The organism is Cypionkella sp., from assembly GCF_030652235.1.
Lineage (GTDB): Bacteria > Pseudomonadota > Alphaproteobacteria > Rhodobacterales > Rhodobacteraceae > Cypionkella.
The window spans coordinates 1-18740 of sequence record NZ_JAUSBA010000021.1; the positions used below are offsets into that span (position 1 = coordinate 1).

22 protein-coding genes and 1 tRNA gene are annotated in these 18740 nt (G+C 60.5%); 12 read left to right on the forward strand and 11 right to left on the reverse strand.

The window, feature by feature from the left end:
• The 3 genes from Q7V03_RS05515 to Q7V03_RS05525 form a co-directional block, all read left to right on the forward strand.
• A partial coding sequence (locus tag Q7V03_RS05515; RefSeq protein WP_304924609.1) for an integrase core domain-containing protein occupies positions 1 to 452 on the forward strand: 452 nt, incomplete at its 5' end.
• An 82-nt stretch (positions 453 to 534) separates the two neighbouring features.
• The gene (locus Q7V03_RS05520) at positions 535 to 966 is read left to right on the forward strand and encodes a hypothetical protein (protein WP_304924610.1); all 432 of its coding nucleotides are present in this window, start codon (positions 535 to 537) and stop codon (positions 964 to 966) included.
• Positions 967 to 999: 33 nt separating this feature from the next.
• Positions 1000 to 1073: transfer RNA gene (locus Q7V03_RS05525), tRNA-Gly, on the forward strand.
• 180 nt (positions 1074 to 1253) lie between these two features.
• On the opposite strand, the gene Q7V03_RS05530 is transcribed toward Q7V03_RS05525, so the two are convergent.
• The 4 genes from Q7V03_RS05530 to fabA form a co-directional block, all read right to left on the reverse strand.
• Entirely contained in the window at positions 1254 to 2033 is a 780-nt protein-coding gene (locus Q7V03_RS05530) for a site-2 protease family protein (protein WP_304924611.1), read from the reverse strand.
• Positions 2034 to 2039: 6 nt separating this feature from the next.
• The gene (locus Q7V03_RS05535) at positions 2040 to 2828 is read right to left on the reverse strand and encodes an enoyl-ACP reductase (protein WP_304924612.1); all 789 of its coding nucleotides are present in this window, start codon (positions 2826 to 2828) and stop codon (positions 2040 to 2042) included.
• Positions 2829 to 2854: 26 nt separating this feature from the next.
• Positions 2855 to 4084, reverse strand: a complete 1230-nt coding sequence (gene fabB, locus Q7V03_RS05540) for a beta-ketoacyl-ACP synthase I (RefSeq protein ID WP_304924613.1) — start codon at positions 4082 to 4084, stop codon at positions 2855 to 2857.
• Positions 4085 to 4178: 94 nt separating this feature from the next.
• Positions 4179 to 4688 carry a bifunctional 3-hydroxydecanoyl-ACP dehydratase/trans-2-decenoyl-ACP isomerase gene (gene fabA / locus Q7V03_RS05545; protein ID WP_304924614.1) on the reverse strand — a complete coding sequence of 170 codons (510 nt, stop codon included), beginning with the start codon at positions 4686 to 4688 and terminating at the stop codon, positions 4179 to 4181.
• Positions 4689 to 4836: 148 nt separating this feature from the next.
• Between fabA and irrA the strand changes: the two genes are divergently transcribed.
• Positions 4837 to 5289 carry an iron response transcriptional regulator IrrA gene (gene irrA / locus Q7V03_RS05550; protein ID WP_304924615.1) on the forward strand — a complete coding sequence of 151 codons (453 nt, stop codon included), beginning with the start codon at positions 4837 to 4839 and terminating at the stop codon, positions 5287 to 5289.
• Positions 5290 to 5516: 227 nt separating this feature from the next.
• Here the strand turns inward: irrA and Q7V03_RS05555 are convergent, their stop codons facing one another.
• Together Q7V03_RS05555 and Q7V03_RS05560 are read right to left on the reverse strand one after the other, a co-directional pair.
• A complete protein-coding gene (locus Q7V03_RS05555; RefSeq protein WP_304924616.1) occupies positions 5517 to 6071 on the reverse strand; it encodes a fasciclin domain-containing protein in 555 nt (184 codons plus the stop codon).
• A gap of 123 nt (positions 6072 to 6194) precedes the next feature.
• Positions 6195 to 7703: a bifunctional UDP-sugar hydrolase/5'-nucleotidase gene (locus Q7V03_RS05560; protein WP_304924617.1), complete on the reverse strand. Its 1509-nt coding sequence runs from the start codon at positions 7701 to 7703 to the stop codon at positions 6195 to 6197.
• Between the two features lie 166 nt (positions 7704 to 7869).
• Between Q7V03_RS05560 and Q7V03_RS05565 the strand changes: the two genes are divergently transcribed.
• The 7 genes from Q7V03_RS05565 to Q7V03_RS05595 all read left to right on the forward strand — a co-directional run bounded on the left by Q7V03_RS05565 (position 7870) and on the right by Q7V03_RS05595 (position 13050).
• Complete coding sequence (locus Q7V03_RS05565) at positions 7870 to 8208, forward strand: DUF952 domain-containing protein (protein ID WP_304924618.1); 339 nt, start codon at positions 7870 to 7872, stop codon at positions 8206 to 8208.
• Positions 8205 to 9266, forward strand: coding sequence for a quinone-dependent dihydroorotate dehydrogenase (locus tag Q7V03_RS05570; RefSeq protein ID WP_304924619.1), 1062 nt, complete (start codon positions 8205 to 8207; stop codon positions 9264 to 9266). The genes Q7V03_RS05565 and Q7V03_RS05570 overlap by 4 nt, the downstream gene beginning before the upstream one ends.
• On the forward strand, positions 9257 to 9703 hold the full coding sequence (locus Q7V03_RS05575) for a GNAT family N-acetyltransferase (protein WP_304924620.1): 447 nt from the start codon (positions 9257 to 9259) through the stop codon (positions 9701 to 9703). Before Q7V03_RS05570 ends, Q7V03_RS05575 begins: the two co-directional genes overlap by 10 nt.
• 120 nt (positions 9704 to 9823) lie before the next feature.
• The gene (trpB, locus tag Q7V03_RS05580) at positions 9824 to 11053 is read left to right on the forward strand and encodes a tryptophan synthase subunit beta (protein ID WP_304924621.1); all 1230 of its coding nucleotides are present in this window, start codon (positions 9824 to 9826) and stop codon (positions 11051 to 11053) included.
• A gap of 385 nt (positions 11054 to 11438) precedes the next feature.
• Positions 11439 to 11927 carry a PepSY domain-containing protein gene (locus Q7V03_RS05585; protein WP_304924622.1) on the forward strand — a complete coding sequence of 163 codons (489 nt, stop codon included), beginning with the start codon at positions 11439 to 11441 and terminating at the stop codon, positions 11925 to 11927.
• A gap of 104 nt (positions 11928 to 12031) precedes the next feature.
• On the forward strand, positions 12032 to 12475 hold the full coding sequence (locus tag Q7V03_RS05590; protein ID WP_304924623.1) for a hypothetical protein: 444 nt from the start codon (positions 12032 to 12034) through the stop codon (positions 12473 to 12475).
• Positions 12476 to 12528: 53 nt separating this feature from the next.
• Positions 12529 to 13050 carry a helix-turn-helix transcriptional regulator gene (locus tag Q7V03_RS05595; protein ID WP_304924624.1) on the forward strand — a complete coding sequence of 174 codons (522 nt, stop codon included), beginning with the start codon at positions 12529 to 12531 and terminating at the stop codon, positions 13048 to 13050.
• A gap of 16 nt (positions 13051 to 13066) precedes the next feature.
• Here Q7V03_RS05595 and Q7V03_RS05600 read toward each other — a convergent pair whose 3' ends face one another.
• The 3 genes from Q7V03_RS05600 to Q7V03_RS23805 are packed head-to-tail and all read right to left on the reverse strand — an operon-like array spanning position 13067 to position 14074.
• Complete coding sequence (locus Q7V03_RS05600) at positions 13067 to 13435, reverse strand: DUF2237 family protein (RefSeq protein WP_304924625.1); 369 nt, start codon at positions 13433 to 13435, stop codon at positions 13067 to 13069.
• 22 nt (positions 13436 to 13457) lie between these two features.
• Positions 13458 to 13907, reverse strand: a complete 450-nt coding sequence (locus Q7V03_RS05605) for a hypothetical protein (RefSeq protein WP_304924626.1) — start codon at positions 13905 to 13907, stop codon at positions 13458 to 13460.
• Positions 13892 to 14074: an NAD(P)-binding protein gene (locus tag Q7V03_RS23805; RefSeq protein WP_370651077.1), complete on the reverse strand. Its 183-nt coding sequence runs from the start codon at positions 14072 to 14074 to the stop codon at positions 13892 to 13894. Before Q7V03_RS23805 ends, Q7V03_RS05605 begins: the two co-directional genes overlap by 16 nt.
• A 95-nt stretch (positions 14075 to 14169) precedes the next feature.
• On the opposite strand from Q7V03_RS23805, the gene Q7V03_RS05610 reads away from it, so the two are divergent.
• The gene (locus Q7V03_RS05610) at positions 14170 to 16986 is read left to right on the forward strand and encodes a DUF2339 domain-containing protein (RefSeq protein ID WP_304924627.1); all 2817 of its coding nucleotides are present in this window, start codon (positions 14170 to 14172) and stop codon (positions 16984 to 16986) included.
• 13 nt (positions 16987 to 16999) lie between these two features.
• Here Q7V03_RS05610 and Q7V03_RS05615 read toward each other — a convergent pair whose 3' ends face one another.
• Together Q7V03_RS05615 and Q7V03_RS05620 are read right to left on the reverse strand one after the other, a co-directional pair.
• Positions 17000 to 17347, reverse strand: coding sequence for a hypothetical protein (locus Q7V03_RS05615; RefSeq protein ID WP_304924628.1), 348 nt, complete (start codon positions 17345 to 17347; stop codon positions 17000 to 17002).
• 443 nt (positions 17348 to 17790) lie between these two features.
• Positions 17791 to 18729 carry a LysR family transcriptional regulator gene (locus Q7V03_RS05620; RefSeq protein ID WP_304924629.1) on the reverse strand — a complete coding sequence of 313 codons (939 nt, stop codon included), beginning with the start codon at positions 18727 to 18729 and terminating at the stop codon, positions 17791 to 17793.
• Positions 18730 to 18740 lie beyond the last annotated feature (11 nt).

Below are 18740 nucleotides of genomic sequence, written 5' to 3' on the forward strand. Positions count from 1 at the left end.
TTTTGAACGTGCTGGATGACTTCAACCGCGAAGGGCTGGGGATCGAGGTTGATTTCTCGCTGCCTGCCGAGCGGGTGACACGCAGCCTCGACCGGATCATTGAATGGCGGGGCAAGCCGGGCACGATCAGGGTCGACAATGGCCCCGAATATATCAGTGAAACGCTGAGAAAATGGGCTGAGAAACATAGGGTTACCATCCAACACATCCAGCCAGGACAGCCACAGCGGAACGCATATGTCGAGCGCTACAACCGGACGGTTCGGCATGAATGGCTGGATCAATACATCATCGAAAGCATAGAGGAGGCACAGGATCAGGCCACACAATGGCTCTGGACATATAACAACGACCGCTCGAACATCCCTTTCATGGTTTGCAGGCAAACCATTGCCGGGCAACGGGGCATTGGCGGCACCACACCCGCCCAGAAACTGAGAATGGCCGCGTGAATTCTACGGATGCACCCCGTTAAAAAGGGGGGATTACCGAAGCCAGTCGGTCTTACTTGGGTGGTCTGACGCGCCTGTACTTATGAGAACCTCTGGAGAAATCGATGCATATCCAGAGAACATGGGTGATTTGGAGGCGGAAAACTCTGGCGATTTGGCATCTGAAAAAATCAATGCTCTTTTTGGATGGGGTTCATTTTTTCACGAAATTTTTGAACTCTACATTGATGGTGTCGATGAAACGACAGCAAAGCTTCCGGCGGATTGGAAGTCACGGTCTGTTTCGGTAGAATTTGAGGCCGAGGGGCGACGCGTGAAAGCTATTGCACCAGCACCGGAAGATAAGGCCGCCAGTTTGGCCGCCTTATGCTTTGCACTCCCGAAATTTTCGCATGGACAAACTTATCCTGGCAGATGGACAGGATGTCGGGGGAAATCTGCGATCATGGGGCGAAAAAATTGGGTTTCCGGGCCGTCGATGGACAAACTAAGGCAGGCTCAACAGGGGTGTTGAGCCTGCCTTCTAGCGGTGCTAGAAGGCAACAGCGCGGGCGTTGTGTAATGGTAAGACCTTAGCCTTCCAAGCTAAAGACGCGGGTTCGATTCCCGCCGCCCGCTCCAAGATTCTAGGAATGAATATGAAGGTCCCAACTCGGGACCTTTTTATTTTGTTTAATTTCAATAGGTTGATGGGGTGGTTTTAACCAAGTGTTAAGGATTGGAGCGCCAGCGACACAGGCGCGCTAAATTTCTGTTCCAGAAACTTGCACGGATTTTTCTGCAAAATCCGGTTTAGCGGCTTTAGAACAGACTTTGTAAGAATTGCGCGGCACCCAAATACAGCGCGCCTGCAGTGCAGAGATAGGCTGTCAGCGCGACCCATGCGGTGCTTTTGCGCATCGGGCGTTGGATTGCGAACAGCTGTTCGGATTGGATCAGACCTTGCCAACTTAGCAGCACGAAGAACAGCAGGATATAGGAGCCCGTCGCCACGCAAAGTGCTGCGGCGGAGGCCGACATGATGATCGACACCGCGCGGGTGGCTTTGGGGAAGAAGGTGTAGGTCAGCAATCGCACGATTTTGCCGCCGTCCAACGGCCAGAACGGCAGCAGGTTGAACAGGTTCAGACCGCCAAGCACGAGGCCTTGGATATAGAGAAAACTCGCCACTGCCGGGGCTTGCAGGAAGATCAGGTTGGCCACGGCAAAGCACAGCGCCATCGGGCCAAGGCAGATCGCGGGGCCCATCAGGCTGATGAACAGGTCGCGGTCGTGGCTGGCGGGCAGGTTGCGGGATACTGCGACGCCGCCAAACAGCGGGATCAAGCGGAATTGGGCGTCTTTGTGGCCGCAGACCCGGAAGGCGGCGACATGGCCGATCTCGTGGATCATGATGGCGATGATAAAGGCCGCGCCATATTGCCAGCCGAAGAACCAGATCGCGGCGACGACGGCTACGGCGGAGAGGCCCAAAGCGTTGACATCAAAGCCAACACGGTTCCAGCCCGCCCCCGCAAAGCCGCCGCGCAGGGCGAGCGCTGTGCCTGCGATCAGGATAAGCGAGAGGATGAGGGTAAGCACTTGCGGTTACAGGTTTTCCTGCTGTGGCATGCCCAGCACATGATAGCCGCTGTCGACATGGATAATCTCTCCGCTGGTGCAAGCGCCGAAGTCAGAGCAGAGGTAGACTGCGGTGCCGCCGATGGCCTCTAGCGTGGCGTTGGTGCGCATGGGCGCATTGGCCTCGGTATGGCGGAAGGTGGCGCGGGCGCCGCCAATTGCAGCCCCGGCAAGGGTTTTCATCGGGCCGGGGCTGATCGCGTTGACGCGGATTTGCTGCGGGCCAAGGTCGTTTGCAAGGTAGCGGGTGGCGGATTCCAGCGCGGCTTTGGCGACACCCATCACGTTGTAATTCGGCGTCACGCGGTTTGATCCGCCGTAGGTCAGGGTGATCAGGCTGCCGCCGTTCGGCATCAACTCGGAGGCGCGGCGCGCGACATCGATGAAGGAAAAGCACGAAATCGCCATGGTGTTGGAGAAGTTGCCGCGCGAGGTGTTGGTGAAGCGGCCTGTCAGTTCGTTTTTGTCAGAAAACGCGATGGCGTGGATCAGGAAATCGAGGCTGCCCCATGTGTCTTTCAGGGTGGCAAAGCAGGCGTCGAGGCTGTCGTCATTGGTGACGTCGACATCGACCATCACGTCGCTGCCAACGGTGGCAGCAAGTGGGGCAAGGCGCTTGCCGAAAGCGTCGCCTTGGTAGGAAAATGCCAGCTCTGCGCCTTCGGCGGCGAGGGCGCGCGCGATGCCCCAGGCGATGGAACGTTCGTTCGCCACGCCCATGACAAGCCCGCGCTTGCCCTTCATCAGATCAGCCATACTGGCACTCCCGTTTTAGTGGCGGATTAGGCCAGATACTTGCTCATCAGAAGGGTCGCGTTGGTGCCGCCGAAGCCGAAAGAGTTCGACAGGACGGAGTCTAGTTTTACGTTCTCGCGCAGGGTCATCACGATTTCGGATGGGTCCAAGGCAGGGTCTAGCGTGGTGATGTTGGCAGATGCGGCGATGAAATCACCGTTCATCATCAATAGGCTATAGATGGCTTCATGCACGCCAGTTGCCCCGAGTGAGTGGCCGGTCAGCGATTTGGTCGAGGCTACTGGCGGTGTGTGGCCACGGCCCCAAACGCGGCGGATGGCTTCCATCTCAGTCACATCGCCGACCACGGTCGAGGTGCCGTGCGAGTTGATATAGTCTACGCTGCGGCCTTCGGGCAGGGTGGCGATGGCGAGTTTCATCGAGCGTTCGCCGCCTTCGCCGGAGGGGGCAACCATGTCGTAGCCATCCGAGGTGGCACCGTATCCGGTGACTTCGCCGTAGATTTTCGCACCGCGGGCCAGCGCGTGGGAGAGTTCTTCCAGCACCACAACGCCGCCGCCGCCTGCGATGACAAAGCCATCGCGCGTCGCGTCATAGGTGCGCGAGGCTGTCTCGGGCGTGTCGTTATACTTGCTGCTCATCGCGCCCATCGCGTCGAACAGGCAAGACAGCGTCCAGTCGAGTTCTTCGCCGCCGCCTGCGAAGACCACGTCTTGCTTGCCCATCTGGATCAACTCTACCCCATTGCCGATGCAATGGGCGGAAGTAGAGCAGGCTGAGGTGATCGAATAGTTCACGCCCTTGATCTTGAACGGGGTGGCAAGGCAGGCGGAGTTGGTCGAGGACATGCAACGGGTGACCATGAACGGGCCCATCTTTTTCGGCGCGCCTTTGTTGATTACCGCATCGAAGGCTTGGAAGAAGTTTGAGGTGGAGGGCCCGCCAGAACCCATGATCAGGCCGGAGCGTTCGTTGGATACGTCTTTTTCTTCCAGGCCAGAGTCGGCGATGGCCTGCTGCATGGCGAGGAAGTTATAGGCGGCACCGGGCCCCATGAATCGCAGGTCGCGCTTGTCGATGTGGTCGGCAAGGGTAATCTGTGGCATGCCGTGGACTTGGCTGCGAAAGCCATGTTCGGCGTAATCTGGCGCGAAAACGATGCCGGATTTGCCTGCGCGCAACGATGCTTCGACCTCGGTGGCATTGTTGCCGATCGAGGAAATGATGCCGATCCCGGTGATGACGACGCGACGCATGGGTGTCTCCTTTTGTGCAGTAAGCTTTGTCAGAGTCGTGTTCCGACAGGTCTATGTTGTCAGATTAACTCTCTGACGGGCCGATTCTGTCGGATTAACTTTCCGACAGGGCAACTTTCATGTCTTTGACGATGTAGATCACCTCGCCATCGGCCTCAACAATACCGTCGGCCACGCCCATGGTCAGGCGGCGGGTTTGAATGGCTTTGGTGAAATTGATCTTGTATGTCAATAGCTTGCGGTCGGGGCGGACCATGCCGGTCAGCTTGACCTCGCCGACGCCCAAAGCATAGCCGCGCCCCTGCCAGCCGCGCCAGCCAAGGTTGAAGCCAGTCAGCTGCCAGAGGCCATCAAGGCCCAGACAGCCGGGCATGATCGGGTTGCCGGGGAAGTGACACTCGAAGAACCACAGATCGGGCGTGATATCGAATTCGGCGATGATATGGCCCTTGCCGTGTTCACCGCCATCGGCGGAGACTTCGGTGATGCGGTCCATCATCAGCATCGGTGGCGCGGGCAGTTGCGCGTTGCCGGGGCCGAACAGCTCGCCGCGCGCACATTTCAGCAGATCGTCCTTGTTGAAAGAAGTTGGAAAACTGCTCATGCCCTCGAAATCCCCCCAATGGTTTGCCGTTTTCTTCATGTAACACCCGGCGAGAGGGCGAACAAGTGTAGGGCGGCGCGGCTGGGCAGGGGAGTTTGGGGTTTTCGTTTGAAAAGCATGTGTTTTACATTCTATATAGGAGCCAAGGATGGGTGCGGGCTTCGGCCTGCCTTGGGAAGTGACAATGGGTTTAAGCGAACAACAGCGCAGCACGACATGGCTTGCCCGCGGCGGATTGCGCCCGACGCGGCAGCGGTTGGCTTTGGCGGGGCTGTTGGTGGGCGACGGTATGAACCGGCATGTCACGGCGGAAAGCCTGTATGCGGCGGTTGGCGTGGCGGGGGCCAAGGTCAGTTTGGCCACGGTCTACAACACGCTGCGGGCGTTTTGTGAGGCGGGGTTGCTGAACGAGGTCGTGGTCGATGGCGCGCGCAGCTATTTTGACACAAGGATGGATGATCACCCGCATTTCTACTGGGAAGACAGCCACGCTTTGACCGATGCGCCGGCAGAGCAGTTGGTGATTGCGGGTCTGCCAGAAGCACCGGAAGGCATGTCGGTAAGCCGGGTGGATGTGGTGATCCGACTGAAGCGGGCCTGACCCTATCAGTCTGATCCAGCCACCAACGGTTTTCAAATTGCGCGGCAAGGGCCGCATTGTTTTAGGTCACCTGCGCGGCGTGCCGCCGCTTGTCTCCGCTGGGATATGGCGCAATCGACGGCTTTCGAAAAAAAACGACGCGATCTGCATTGGGAGCAGACCGCGCCACGGGGCGAGCACTGGAGGATACAGGCGCTGGCCCAGCACTGGTGACTTTCACACACTGGTTACTTTGGCAGCAAAACTTTGTTGACGACTTGGATCACGCCGTTTGATTGCTCGACATCCGAGATGGTGACTTTGCCAGCGGTGCCGGATTCGTCGTAGATATAAAGGCTGCCGCCCTTCATCTTGGCCGACAGATGATCACCCGACAGCGTGGTCATGTTGAAATAGCCGTCTTTCGAGGCTTTGGCTTTCTTCGCCATCTGCGCGGTGGTGTAATGGCCAGCGACCACATGCGCCGTCAGTATTTTCGTCAGCATATCTTTATTTTCGGGCTTCAACAGCGTCTCGACCGTGCCAGCGGGAAGCGCTGCGAAGGCCTCATTGACCGGGGCGAAGACGGTGAACGGACCAACGCCTTGCAGCGCATCAACCAAGCCTGCGGCTTTCACGGCAGCGACGAGGGTGGTGTGGTCTTTTGAGTTCACTGCGTTCTCGACGATGTTTTTATTCTCATACATCGCAGCACCGCCGACCATCGGGTTTTCGGCCAACGCCGGACCTGAGATCAAAGCGAAGGCAAGGACGAGAGCAGAGGTTTTCCCCGAGAGGTTCATGGCAGCTTCCCTATCAATCGGCTGGTTTATTCCGGCCGTATGGTAAGGAAACGGAGCGGGGCGGTTGGAAGTTTCAGCCGCCCCTGAGGGATCACGCTTTCGTTATTTCTGCTGGCTTCAGCCCTATTGGCCGAGATTCTTGATGCGGCCCTCGACCACTGCTTTCACCGTGCCGAGCTTCTCGACATAGCGCATCACATCGGTGGCGACGAGATTGCCCGCCCCAGTGTCGGTGATCAGACGGCCACCGCCCAAACTGCTGTAGCCATCGCCGCCATCCAGGATGAAGTTGTTGGCCGCGACTTTGTAGAGCGCATCGGGGTTCAGGGCGGTGTCGCCTACCATCACCTCGGACACGCGCGCGCCGGGTTCGGCGGAGGCGTCATAGGCGAAGGTTACACCCGAGACCTGCGCAAAACGGCCCGCGCCTTTTTCAACTTGGCTGACGGCGTTTTCCAATGCGCCCAGCAACTGGCTGCCGGGCAGTTCGGTCAGCACGGTGACGTTGCCGAAGGGCAGTTCGGTCAGGATATCGCGGCGGGTCAGTTTGCTGCCTGCATCATAGGTGCGGTCGCCCCGGATGCCGCCGCCGTTCATGATGGCCACATCTGCCTTGGTCGCATCGCGCATGGCATCGGCGATCAGGTTGCCCATCGCGGATTCCTCGGCGCGCACCACGTTGCGGCGGCTGTCCAGCGGGGTTTCGGTGCTGCCGATTTCGACGTTCAGGGTTTCATCAAGGCCCGCGGACAGTTTGTCGGCCAGAGCCTGCGTTTCGGGGTCGGGCTGCACCGTTGCGGTGTCGATGAAGCGGAAAGCCGGGGTCCAAGTGATGGTGCGCTTGCCGTCTTTCTCGCCGACCTCAACCATCAGATCGATGGGAGACAGGAACTGGCCGTCGAGCGAGGTTTCGACATAGGCGGTGACGCCATCATAAGCGGTGGCGTAGGAGTGGTCGTCGCCCGACAGGATCACGTCGAAGGCGTGCGATTTCAGCAGTTTGCGGTCATTATCCATATCGGTCTGCACCACACCGACTACGATATCGGCACCATCGGCGCGGGCAGCTTTGGCGGCTTTGATCGCGGTCTCGACGGTGGGTTGGAATTTCAGATCGCCGGTCGAGGCGACCGAGGGCGAGGTATCTTGTGCCACCGGGATCAGCGCGACCTTCAGCCCGGCGATTTCCTTGACCATGACACCCGCGACGCCTTGCAGTGCCGAGCCATCGGCATTGGTGATGTTGATCGCGGCCCATGGATATTTTGAGGCTTTGACTTTTTCGAGGAAATTTGTAGGGCCAAAGTCGAATTCATGGTTGCCGGGGACGGCAAGGTCGAAGGGGACGATATTGGTCAGATCAATGGTGTTCTGGCCCTTATCAAACCCCGACAGCAGCGAGGGCGACAGCATATCGCCGTCAAACAGATAAAGCGTGTTGGGGTTGGCGGCGCGCTCGGCCCGCGCGACCGCGTTCAGGCGGGCAAAGCCGCCACGGCCATCTTCCTCGGTGAAGTTATAGACATCGCCGACGCCCAGAAGGGTCAGTTTCACCGTTTCAGCTTGTGCGGCGAGCGGTAGCAGGACGGTGGCGGACAACAGGGCGGCACGGATGCTTTGCGACAGGGGCATGGCGATCTCCATTCAGGGTTGGATGCGGATAGAGTGCAACCTGAGCCTGAGTCTGTCAAAGCCCGGATTGCCCAAGAATTGCGCTTGGCGGTGACGCGCTGATGACAGATGTTTGACCGAAGGCTCAGAGCTTGACCGAAAGGCCAGCGCAGGGCATGAGGCGGTCATGCTGATTTACAAGATATTCCTGCGCGTCGAATGGGACGCTTTCCGGGCGGCGGGGCAGACGGCGGGTGCGCCCGTTGATCTGGCCGATGGCTTTGTGCATTTCTCGGCCGCCCCGCAACTGGCCGAGACGGCGGCGAAGTATTTTGCCGATCTGTCCGATCTGGTGCTGGTGGCTTGTGATGCCGACCGTTTGGGTGCGGCTCTGAAATGGGAGGCCTCGCGCGGCGGGGCGCTGTTTCCGCATCTGTATCGGCATCTGGTTCTGGCCGATGTGGTGTGGGACAAATCGCTGCCTTTGGGGGCGGCGGGGCATATCTTTCCGGAGGGCGTGTTTTGAGCGTGATCGAGGCTTTGGGGCTGGCGGTTTTGCATCGGTTTGACCCCGAGCGTGCGCATGGGCTGTCGTTGCGCGCACTTGCGGCGGGACTGGTGCCTTTGCCGGGGGTGATCACCTCGGATCGGTTGCGCACGACGGTAGCGGGGTTGGATTTGCCCAATCCGGTCGGGTTGGCGGCGGGGTATGACAAGAACGCGTCGGTGGTGGGGCCGCTGAGCCGCGCGGGGTTTGGTTTTGTTGAGGTGGGGGCTGCGACGCCGCGCGCCCAACCGGGCAATCCGCAGCCTCGGTTGTTTCGGCTGACGCAAGATCGCGCCGCGATCAATCGGTTTGGCTTTAACAATGAGGGGGCCGAGGCGATTGGGGCGCGGCTTTCGACTCGGGTGCGGGGCGTGGTTCCGGTCGGGCTGAACCTTGGGGCGAATAAGGATTCGAGCGATAAGGCGTTGGATTTTGCCAAGGTTTTGGCCGTTTGCGGGCCGCATGTCGATTTTGCGACGGTGAATGTAAGTTCGCCGAATACCGAGCGCTTGCGCGATTTGCAGGGACGTGCGGCTTTGTCGGCACTGCTTGCGGGGGTGATGCAGACGCGGGCCGAGTTGGCGCAGCCGATCCCGGTGTTTCTGAAGATCGCGCCGGATTTGACGGATGATGAGTTGGCCGAGATTGCCGAGGTGGCGCTGGCCTCCGAGGTGGCGGGGATCATTGCGACAAATACGACCTTATCGCGAGAAGGTTTGGTAAGTGCAAAAAAAACCCAGATGGGCGGGCTTTCGGGCGCGCCATTGTTTGAAAAGTCTACACGGGTGCTGGCGCAGCTTTCGGTTTTGACCGAAGGCAAGCTGCCGCTGATCGGGGTCGGTGGCATTGCCAGCGCCGAGGAGGCGTTTGTGAAGATCCTTGTTGGGGCCTCGGCGGTGCAGTTCTATACCGCCATGGTGTATCAAGGAATTTCCTTGGCGGCGAAGATCGCTAGAGGCTTGGATGTGTTGTTAGAGCGTGAAGGCTATGCCTCGGTCGCCGATGCGGTGGGCAAGGGGCGGGCGCAATGGCTGTAAGCTTTCGCGACGCCAAGCGCGCGGATGTGGCGGCATTGGTGGCGCTGTTGGCGGATGATCCGCTGGGGCAGGCGCGGGAAAGCGGTGATCTTGTGTCCTACCTGACAGCTTTTGATCAGATCACCGCCAATCCAATGCATCAGTTGATTGTCGGGGAAAGCGGCGGTCGGATTGTGGCGACCTGCCAGTTGAGCATTTTGGCAGGGCTGTCGCGGCAAGGCGCCAAGCGGGCTTTGGTCGAATCGGTACGGGTGGTGGCTGATCTGCGCGGGCAAAAGATTGGCGAGGCTTTGATGGCGGAATGTGAGGTGCGGGCGCGGGTGGCGGGGGCCAGCGTCCTGCAACTGACCACCGACAAGTCGCGGCTGCGGGCGCATGCGTTTTATGATCGGCTTGGGTTTACGCCCTCTCATATCGGCTACAAAAAGACCCTTTAGCCCATCCTCTGCGCTCAAATATTCACGGGGGTGAGCCCGATAGAGCGAAGGGGCCGGAAGCCCCCTTTTCCCCGGCGATCAAGGGCGCTACATCCTTTGCAACAAACGGGGAGATCAGCGATGGAAGACGGCATCAACAGCTTTATGACCGGACCGGACGAACAGGGCCGCTTTGGCAAGTTTGGCGGGAGGTTCGTGTCGGAAACCCTGATGCCGCTGATCCTTGATCTTGAGGAGCGCTACGAATTCGCCAAGACCGACCCTGCGTTCTGGGCGGAAATGGAGGATCTGTGGAAGCATTATGTTGGCCGCCCAAGCCCGCTGTATTTCGCGCCACGGCTGACCGAACATCTCGGCGGTGCCAAGGTCTATATGAAGCGCGACGAGCTGAACCACACCGGCGCGCATAAGATCAACAATGTGTTGGGGCAGATCATTCTGGCGCGGCGGATGGGCAAGACCCGGATCATTGCGGAAACCGGCGCGGGGCAGCATGGCGTCGCCACAGCGACGGTTTGCGCCAAGTTCGGGCTGCAATGCGTGGTCTATATGGGTGCGCATGATGTCGAACGGCAGGCACCAAACGTGTTTCGGATGCGGCTTTTGGGCGCGGAAGTGATCCCGGTGACCTCTGGGCGTGGCACGCTGAAGGATGCGATGAATGATGCATTGCGCGATTGGGTGACCAATGTGCGCGACACCTTCTACTGCATCGGCACGGTGGCCGGGCCGCATCCCTACCCGGCGATGGTGCGGGATTTCCAAAGCATCATCGGCAAAGAAGTGCGCTGGCAGCTTGAGGAGCAAGAGGGGGAGGGCCGTCTGCCCGACACGCTGATTGCGGCGATTGGGGGGGGCTCGAACGCGATGGGGCTGTTTTATCCGTTCCTCGACGACCCTACGGTGAATATCATTGGCGTCGAAGCCGGCGGCAAGGGCGTCGATGACCGTATGCAGCATTGCGCCTCGCTGAACGGCGGGCGCCCCGGCGTACTGCACGGCAACCGGACCTATCTGTTGCAGGACACTGACGGGCAGATTTTGGAAGGTTTCTCGATCTCGGCGGGTCTGGATTATCCGGGGATCGGGCCGGAACATTCCTGGCTGCACGACATGGGCCGCGCGCAATATGTCAGCATCACCGATGCCGAGGCATTGGAGGCGTTTCAGTTGTCTTGCAAGCTGGAAGGCATCATTCCGGCGCTGGAGCCGAGCCACGCCCTCGCGCATGTGATGAAGATCGCCCCAACTTTGCCGAAGGACCATATCATCGTGATGAACATGTGTGGGCGCGGCGACAAGGATATCTTCACCGTCGCCAAGCATCTTGGTTTTGATATGAAGATCTGAAGCCGGGTTTAATGCTATCGGGCCGCGTCGATGCCGATCGGCGCGGCTTTTTGTTTGGTTATGGCCGAATCGCTACTCTGCCCAGTCAGACCACAGTCTTAGCGCGGGTGGGCAAGCTTCAGGCCAATGTCTTAAGCATTTGATATATTCTTATTATTTTGAATTCTTTCGCGGTAGTTTCCGGCCGTGTTTCTGGCGCAGCCAAGCGCCAAAGCGGGCGCTTACGCCGGGTTTGGCCTAAACTGCGGTTTATAGCCGCAAACTCTTGGCTGATCTGAGCGGGGTAAACTTTGCGCCAATAGGCAGCGGCTGTTTGGGCTGTCATCGCTGAGCTTGTCGCCGGATGCGGCTTCGTTTGGCAGTTCAGCAAAGTTAGGAACACAGCATGATACGGACAGTGAAACCCTTGATTTTCATCGCAGGGCTGGCGTTTTCGGCCGGTATGGCGCAGGCAATCACCGTGGCGGATGTGGTGAAAACCTATCAGGACCAAGCCTATTCGGGCATCGAGGTGAAGGAAAGCCCGAACCAGATCAAGGTTGAGGCCGCCAAAGACGGTGTCAAGATCGAGGTGGTTTATGACAAAGCCACGGGTGAGGTGATCAAACGCGAATCCGAAACCGTTGGGGCGGGTGAGACGAATAGCGGTCTGGAAGTGTCGAGCACCGATCACGATTTCACGGGTGACGACAATGCAGATGACGACAGTGCCGATGACAACAGTGCGACGGATGACGGCGCGACGGATGACGGCGTGTCGGATGATGGCCCGGATCATGACGCAGGTGACGACAATGGCGGCGACGGCCATGATGACAGCGGCCATGATGACAGCGGTCATGATGGGGGCGGTGAAGGCAGCTCGGACGATTGAGGCTGGTTTTAGAAGGTCCAAGCGCCCCGGTCTTGCCGGGGAGCTTGGCATAAGTGATAATGTGGGTACAACGGGGGCGGGTTTCGCCCTCGAAGGGAAACGGGATGAACCGCAGAGTTTTCTTAGGGCATTGCGTGGGCGGCGTGTTTTGCGTTGTCTTTACGGCCAGCGCAGCCGTTGCAGAGAGCTTTCAAAGCTCGGTGGTGGCGCAGTTACGCGGCCAAGGCTACCGCGAGATCAATGTGGAAACCACCATGCTGGGGCGGGTTCGGATTGTTGCCGCGCGCGGCGGTGCCTCGCGCGAGATCATCTTGAACCCACGCACCGGCGAGATCTTGCGCGATGTGGTGCTGGCGGCGGATGGCCGGGTTGAACCGGAGATCGCAGGCAGTGAAGATCTGGGGAGTGAGGACTCGGGCACGTCTAGCTCGGGGGGGGGCGAAGAGGAACAAGAACATGAACAAGAGCAAGAACACGAGACAGAGAGTGAAGGGTCTGGCGGCAAGGGTTCAGGCAGCGGTGGCGGCAAGCAAGGCGATGAGAACTGATCGCAATTATCATCGTCTCGACCAGCTAGACGTCTGAGGATTTTGGAGCACATGTGAGACATCCGGCTTTCGTCTTTGCGATCTTTCTGTTGCAGGCGGCTTGCGCGATCTTTTTCGTGTCGGATATTTTATCGTCTTTTGTTGGCATCACCACCACGCCGCTGCCCTGGCAACTGCGCGAGATCATGGAAATCTGGGCGGCGTTTGGGCTGATCGTCGGTGTGGTTCTGGGCGCGATCCTGTTGCGCCGGGCGATTGTGGATCGGCGCGAGGCAGAGACTCGGCTGCGCAGGGCCTCGGGGGCGTTCATGGTGCTGTTGGCCGAGCGGTTTGCGGAATGGGGGCTGACGCCTGCGGAAAAGGATGTGGCATTGTTTGCGATCAAGGGCATGTCCACCGGCGAGATTGCGGCGTTGCGCAGCACGTCTGAGGGCACGGTGAAGGCGCAGACCAATGCGATTTATCGCAAGGCGGGGGTCAGCGGGCGCTCGCAACTGCTTTCGTTGTTCATCGAGGATCTGATGCGGGATGAGGATGGCACCTTGCGCCTGCCGGTGCCGCAAACCGCTGCGTGATCCTGTGGCAGCGCAATCAATCGGCGGCGTAGGTTTGCAGGATTTGCAAGGCCACCACATCCAAGGTGCGCTGATGGGTGGATTTCAGCAGGATCTGCGGGGCGACACCTTCGTTATGGGCTTGCAGGAAACGACCCGCGCACAAGCACCATTGATCGCCGGGTTTCAGGCCCGCAAAGCCGTATTCTGGGCGCGGGGTAGACAGATCATTGCCTAAGTATTTGGAATAGGCCAGAAATTCCGCCGTCAACAACGCGCAAACGGTGTGCAGGCCTTGATCCATCGGGCCGGTGTTGCAGCAGCCATCGCGGAAAAAACCGGTGATGGGGGTGGAGGAGCAGCTTTCCAACGCGCTGCCAAGCACGTTCAGGGAGGGGTCACGCATTCAAGTTTCCTTTTCGCGTAGCCTAGCGCGCTGCGGGCTGCTGTCCAGTGGTTTGCGGCCAATTCATCGCGGCCACGGGTTGCAGCACGGTGCCCCAGACCGCACCGAAGCTTAGCGGGCTGGCCTGCATCGGCGAGAGGGGCGAGCCTGCGCCCAAGGCGTTGATCACCAGATCGAGCGGGCCAAGCTTGTTGGCATTATCCTGCAAGATCAATCGCTTGCTGTTGGAAACCCGGGCGTCATGGCAGACCGCCCCGGTTTCCAAGCGGATGCCAGCGGCGGTGGCGGCGTGCCAGAGCACCGAGAACAGGCTGGCGCGGTGGATGGCAAGGCCGGGGGCGTCGGCTTTACAGACGACATCGAGGATTTTGCGGTTTCCGGCATGGCCGCGCATTTGGCTGACTTCTGCCCGCAAAGCGCGGACATCTACGCCGATGGCGTCCAGCACCGCAAGGCCTATGGGTTGCGGCACGAAGCCGGACCCAAGCGCGCGCTGGGTGGCAAAACGCTCAACAGCGTGACGCGGTGGCCGGATTGCGCGCAAAGGGCGGCGGCGGCCAAGCCGCCGATGCCTGCGCCGATGTTGCCGATGGATAGTGGTGGGGATTGCGTGCTCTTGCGGACATTTGTGCGGGTTATTGTTGCGGCGGCAAGGCCTTATCAGGTGGGATATTCCCCACTGTGCAGAGCGGCTGGCTGAGGCTACTGTACCGAAAACGTGTGGGGGATCGCGGATGGACGGTTTGCTGGTTCTGCTGGCTTTGGTGGCGCTTGCCATTCCGGTGCTGATCATCGTGCTGCTGGTGGGGCAAAGTGGCTTGCGCACGCGGGTGAATGTGCTGGAACGGCAGTTGGCCGCGCAAGGCAAGCACTTGCAGGCCATGCTGGGCGCGGTGGCTGTAGCGCAAGCGTCTGTGCCGGACGGGCCTGCTGCGACGGCGATCGCGGAGACGATGATCGCTGAAACGCCAATTGTTGACCCGGTTCTGCATCAGGCGGCGCCAGGTGAGGCTGAAGCGGATGCGCGTGTCGTCGAGGTCGGTGCAGGCGTGCCTGCGGGTGGGGATGCTGTGAAACCGATGACGCCATGGGAGCGGGTGGCGGCTGCGCGTGGCGTGGCCGCGACCCCAGCCGAGGCTGCGCCCGTGGTGGCGCGGGTGCCTGCAGGGCCGAGTGTGGTCTCGCGCTTGGCCGATTGGTTGAAGCTGAATTGGGTTTACGCGGTCTCTGCCGCCTCGCTGGCGTTGGCCGGGGTGTTTTTCGTGCAGTATGGCATTGAAAACGGGCTGTTGCCGCCGGGGCTGCGGGTGCTGGCGGGGATTGCCTTCGGGCTGTGCCTGATCGGCGCGGGAGAGTGGTTGCGCAGGCGGTCGGGCGACGGTGAGGATGCTGCAACCGCCTATCTGCCGTCGGTTTTTGCCGGTGCCGGGCTGGTTTCGGTGTTCGCCGCCGTGCTGTCGGCGCGGTTGATGTATGGGCTGATCGGGCCGCAGATGGCGTTTGCAGGGCTGGTGGCGGCGGCGATATTGGCGCTGGTTCTGGGCTGGTTCTATGGACCGTTGCTGATTGCGGTGGGGCTGTTGGGCGCTTTTGCTGCGCCCTTTGTGGTGGCGGGCGGGGCAGAGGCTGGGCCTTGGCTGTATGGTTATCTCGCGCTGATCGCGGCTTTGGGGCTGGGGGTGGATACGCTGCGGCGCTGGGCTTGGGTTTCGGTTCTGGCGCTGGTGTTGGGCTATGCGGGCGGCTGGCTTTCGATGGCGGGGGGCGCGGGAACTTTGGGCTGGGTTGTGTTGTTGCTGGGGCTGGCACTGCTGGCTGTGGCTATTCCAGAGCGCGGTTTGGTGCCACGCCAAGACGGGCCGTCTGTACTGCTGGCAGGGATGCTGGGTAAGGTGCGGGTGCCGTTTCCGGTGCTGCTGGCGGCGGGGGCGGCTTTGGCCTCGACGCTGGGGTTGGTGCTGTTGGCGGGGGCCATGGGCCCCGAGGCGATGCTGGCTTTGGGCGGTCTTGTGCTATTGGTGCTGGCTTATGTGGTGTGGGCTGAGCGGGCTGCGGGGCTGGCCGATCTGGGCTTTGTGCCTGCGGTGGGGTTCTGGCTGATGCTGTTGCAGATTGGTTCTGCGCAGATGCCGCTGTTCTGGGAGTTTCTGGGGGCAGCAGATCGCGGACCAGAAGTGGCGGCTCCGATGACGATCACGATTTTGGTCGGGATGGTGGCGCTTATGTCGGGCGCTTTTGCGTGGCGGTCCTGGCAAGAGGGGGTTTTGGCTTTGCTGCACGGGGCGGCGGCGGCCTTGGTGGCTCCGGTGGCGGTGGCGATTTTGGCGCTGCTTTGGCTGCCCGAGCGGGTGATCGGGGCCTATCCTTGGGCGCTGCATGTGATGGCGGTCGCGGTGGCGATGGTCGGGCTGGCGGTGCTGTTTGCCAAGGCTGAGGATCGCCGCAGACCCGCCTATGCCACGCTGTCGGCGCTGTCGCTGATCGCTTTGGCGCTGTTCTTGGTCACCACGCAGACCGCGCTGACTTTGGCTTTGGCCTTGCTGGCGCTGGTCGCGGCGGGGTTGGATCGGCGGTTCCGCTTGCCTGAAATGGGCTGGTTCATTCAGGTGGCTGTGGCGGTTCTGGGCTATCGCTTGCTGGCCGATCCGGGGCTTGACTGGGCGTTTGCAGCGCCCTTGGGGCAGGTGGTGGTGGCGTTTGGCGGGGTGATTGTGGCGCTGTTGGCCGCATTGCGGGTGCTGCCAGAGGGGCGGATATTGCCGAAAGGTGTCTTGGAATCGGCGGCGGCGGGGCTGGGGGCAATCCTTGCCAATGTGTTGATCATGCGCTGGATTTTGCCATCGCAAGCGCCCAGTGATGTGGAAACGCATTGGTCTGCTGGCCTGAACGCGCTGCCGTGGCTGGTGCTGATGCTGATGCAGATTTACCGGGCGCGCCTTGGTGGCGTGCTGCTGCGGTTGCGCCAAGCGATTGCCATTGTGGCGGGGCTGCTGGCGGCTGGTGCTTTGGCGCTGGCGGTGGGGCCGTTCAACCCGCTGTTCAGCACCTATGCCGAAGATGCGGGGGCTTTGGTGCGGGGCCCACGGGTGTTGGATACGCTGCTACTGGCCTATGGCGTGCCGGGGGGGATGCTGCTGGCGGCGGTGTGGAAGCTGGCAGGGCTTGGGCGACGCTTGCGGTTGGGGTTGTTGGTGGTCGGGCTGGCCTTGCTGGCGCTTTATCTGGGGCTTGAGATCCGGCGGTTCTGGCAAGGCGATTGGCTCGGCGCGTCTGGCGTCGTGCAGGGCGAGCTTTACAGCTACACGCTTGCGCTGATGCTGCTGGGGGCGGGACTTTTGTATCAGGCGATTGCCCGGCGCTCGGGGCTGTTGCGGCGGGTGGCGATGGCGGTGATTGGCCTGACAATCGCCAAGGTGTTCCTGCTGGACGCGGCGGGGCTGACGGGGTTGACCCGGGTGGTCAGCTTCCTTGGCCTTGGGCTATGCTTGGCAGGGCTCGCTTGGCTGAACCGCTGGGCGGGCGAAGTTTCAACGCAAGATCGGAACACCTGAGGCGGTTTTGGCACTATCGACCAGCCCATAGCGCAGCCCGAGGCCAAGGAAGCTGATCATCCGTGATGTTGGCCGCGCCGCGCAGGTCGGCCGGGGCGGTGGTGGCAACCATGCTGCCAGCAACGCTTGGTTGATATGTGTAGCCCCCACAACATGACGCTTGCCAAAACCACGGCCAATGCGCCCCAGAGGTCAGCGCCAGATCGGCAACGGTCAGGATCACCAGCCCTAGGGGAAGCAGTTTGGCGTGACTTATCCGGTCAGACGATTTGCCAAAGGGATAGGCGGAAGCTGCATAGACCACATTCATTGCCGCCACCTGCAAGGACGCCCGCGCGATAGCAATATCACTTTGCTGCACGCAGCCTCAAAAATGCCTCGCTGGACCGCGCCAATGTGAAAGCCGTGCCGATGACCATGACGCGCCAATATTCAGTGCCCAATCGCTTCAAATTGGCGCGTTTTGTCGGGTTTGTGCGCATGGTCACGGTGTGCGGTGGCGGTTCCTGAACGCCCACGGCCGGCAACAAACCGCAAGTGCGCCCGGTATCGTGGTGACCCAGAATACTGCCTAAGAACTGTTCTGCCACAGCAGCATCAATCCCGTGGCCAGCAACGGCCCCCCACCGTCTCGAGGGACTGCACAGGCCAAACGCCGCACCCCGGATGCCCTTACCAATGCGGTCCAGCAGCCGTGCAGTCTGCACGACGCCAAGACTGGGGGGCGAGGGCGCACAGAGGCTTGGTTATCGCACCACAGAATCAGCGTGGTTTCATAGGATAGCTGCCGGGCGGCTTCAGCCATCATACGTCGGCGGTCAGACCTGATGCGTTCAGCGCAGGTTTATCCGGTCTATCCACTTCAACGACCAGCGGCAGGGTAATCAGCTGTTGCAGCATCGGATTTGGAAACCGGCGGTCGAGCGTGACGGCGTAAAACGTTTCTGATATTCCCGGCAAACGATCAGCCTCAATCAGAATGCCTTGTTGCAACTCGTCTTTGATGGCGATCAGCGGCAGAACCGCGAGCCCTACATCCTCGCGTGCCAAAAGGCGCATCATCGCCATGTCGTCGACCTCGGCTACGATGCCGGGTCGGATGCCCAGTTGTGCGGTCAGCGCGTCAAAGCCGATGCGGATCGAGCTATTCGTGCTGGGCAGGATGATTGGCAGGGTTGCCAGACGCTGCGCTAGGTTTCGCGTTGATTTCAGGCGGGCTGGCGTGCCCACAAGACTGACGGGCTGTTCGGCCAGCCGGTGCGACACGAACGGTGTCGTCGCATCACGCTGCGGCGGCTGATTGGTCAGCACCACATCGAGGTTCAGCGTCTCGAGCAGGGTCAGCAACTCTGACAAACTGCCAGAGCGCAGGATCACCTCGGTCCCCGGCTGGCCCAATACCGGGCGCAGAAACCCCAACTGGAAGTTGCGCGACAATGTGGCAAGCGCCCCCACCCGCAACACCTGCAACCCGCGCCCTGCATCGCGCAGGATGCCGAGCAACTCATCGCCTACCGCAAAGATCGCGTCGGCATGGTCCAACGCGATCCGCCCGGCTTCGGTCAGATGCAACTGCCGCCCGCGACGGTCGAACAGCGGATGGCCCAGACGGTCTTCCAGTTTGCGGATCTGCACCGAGATTGCCGATTGCGACAGGTTCAGCTTTTGAGCCGTGCGGGTCAGGTTGCCGTCATGCGCCACGGCGCGGAACAGATGCAGGTGGTGATAGTTAAGGTCGGCCATTCGTTCTATTT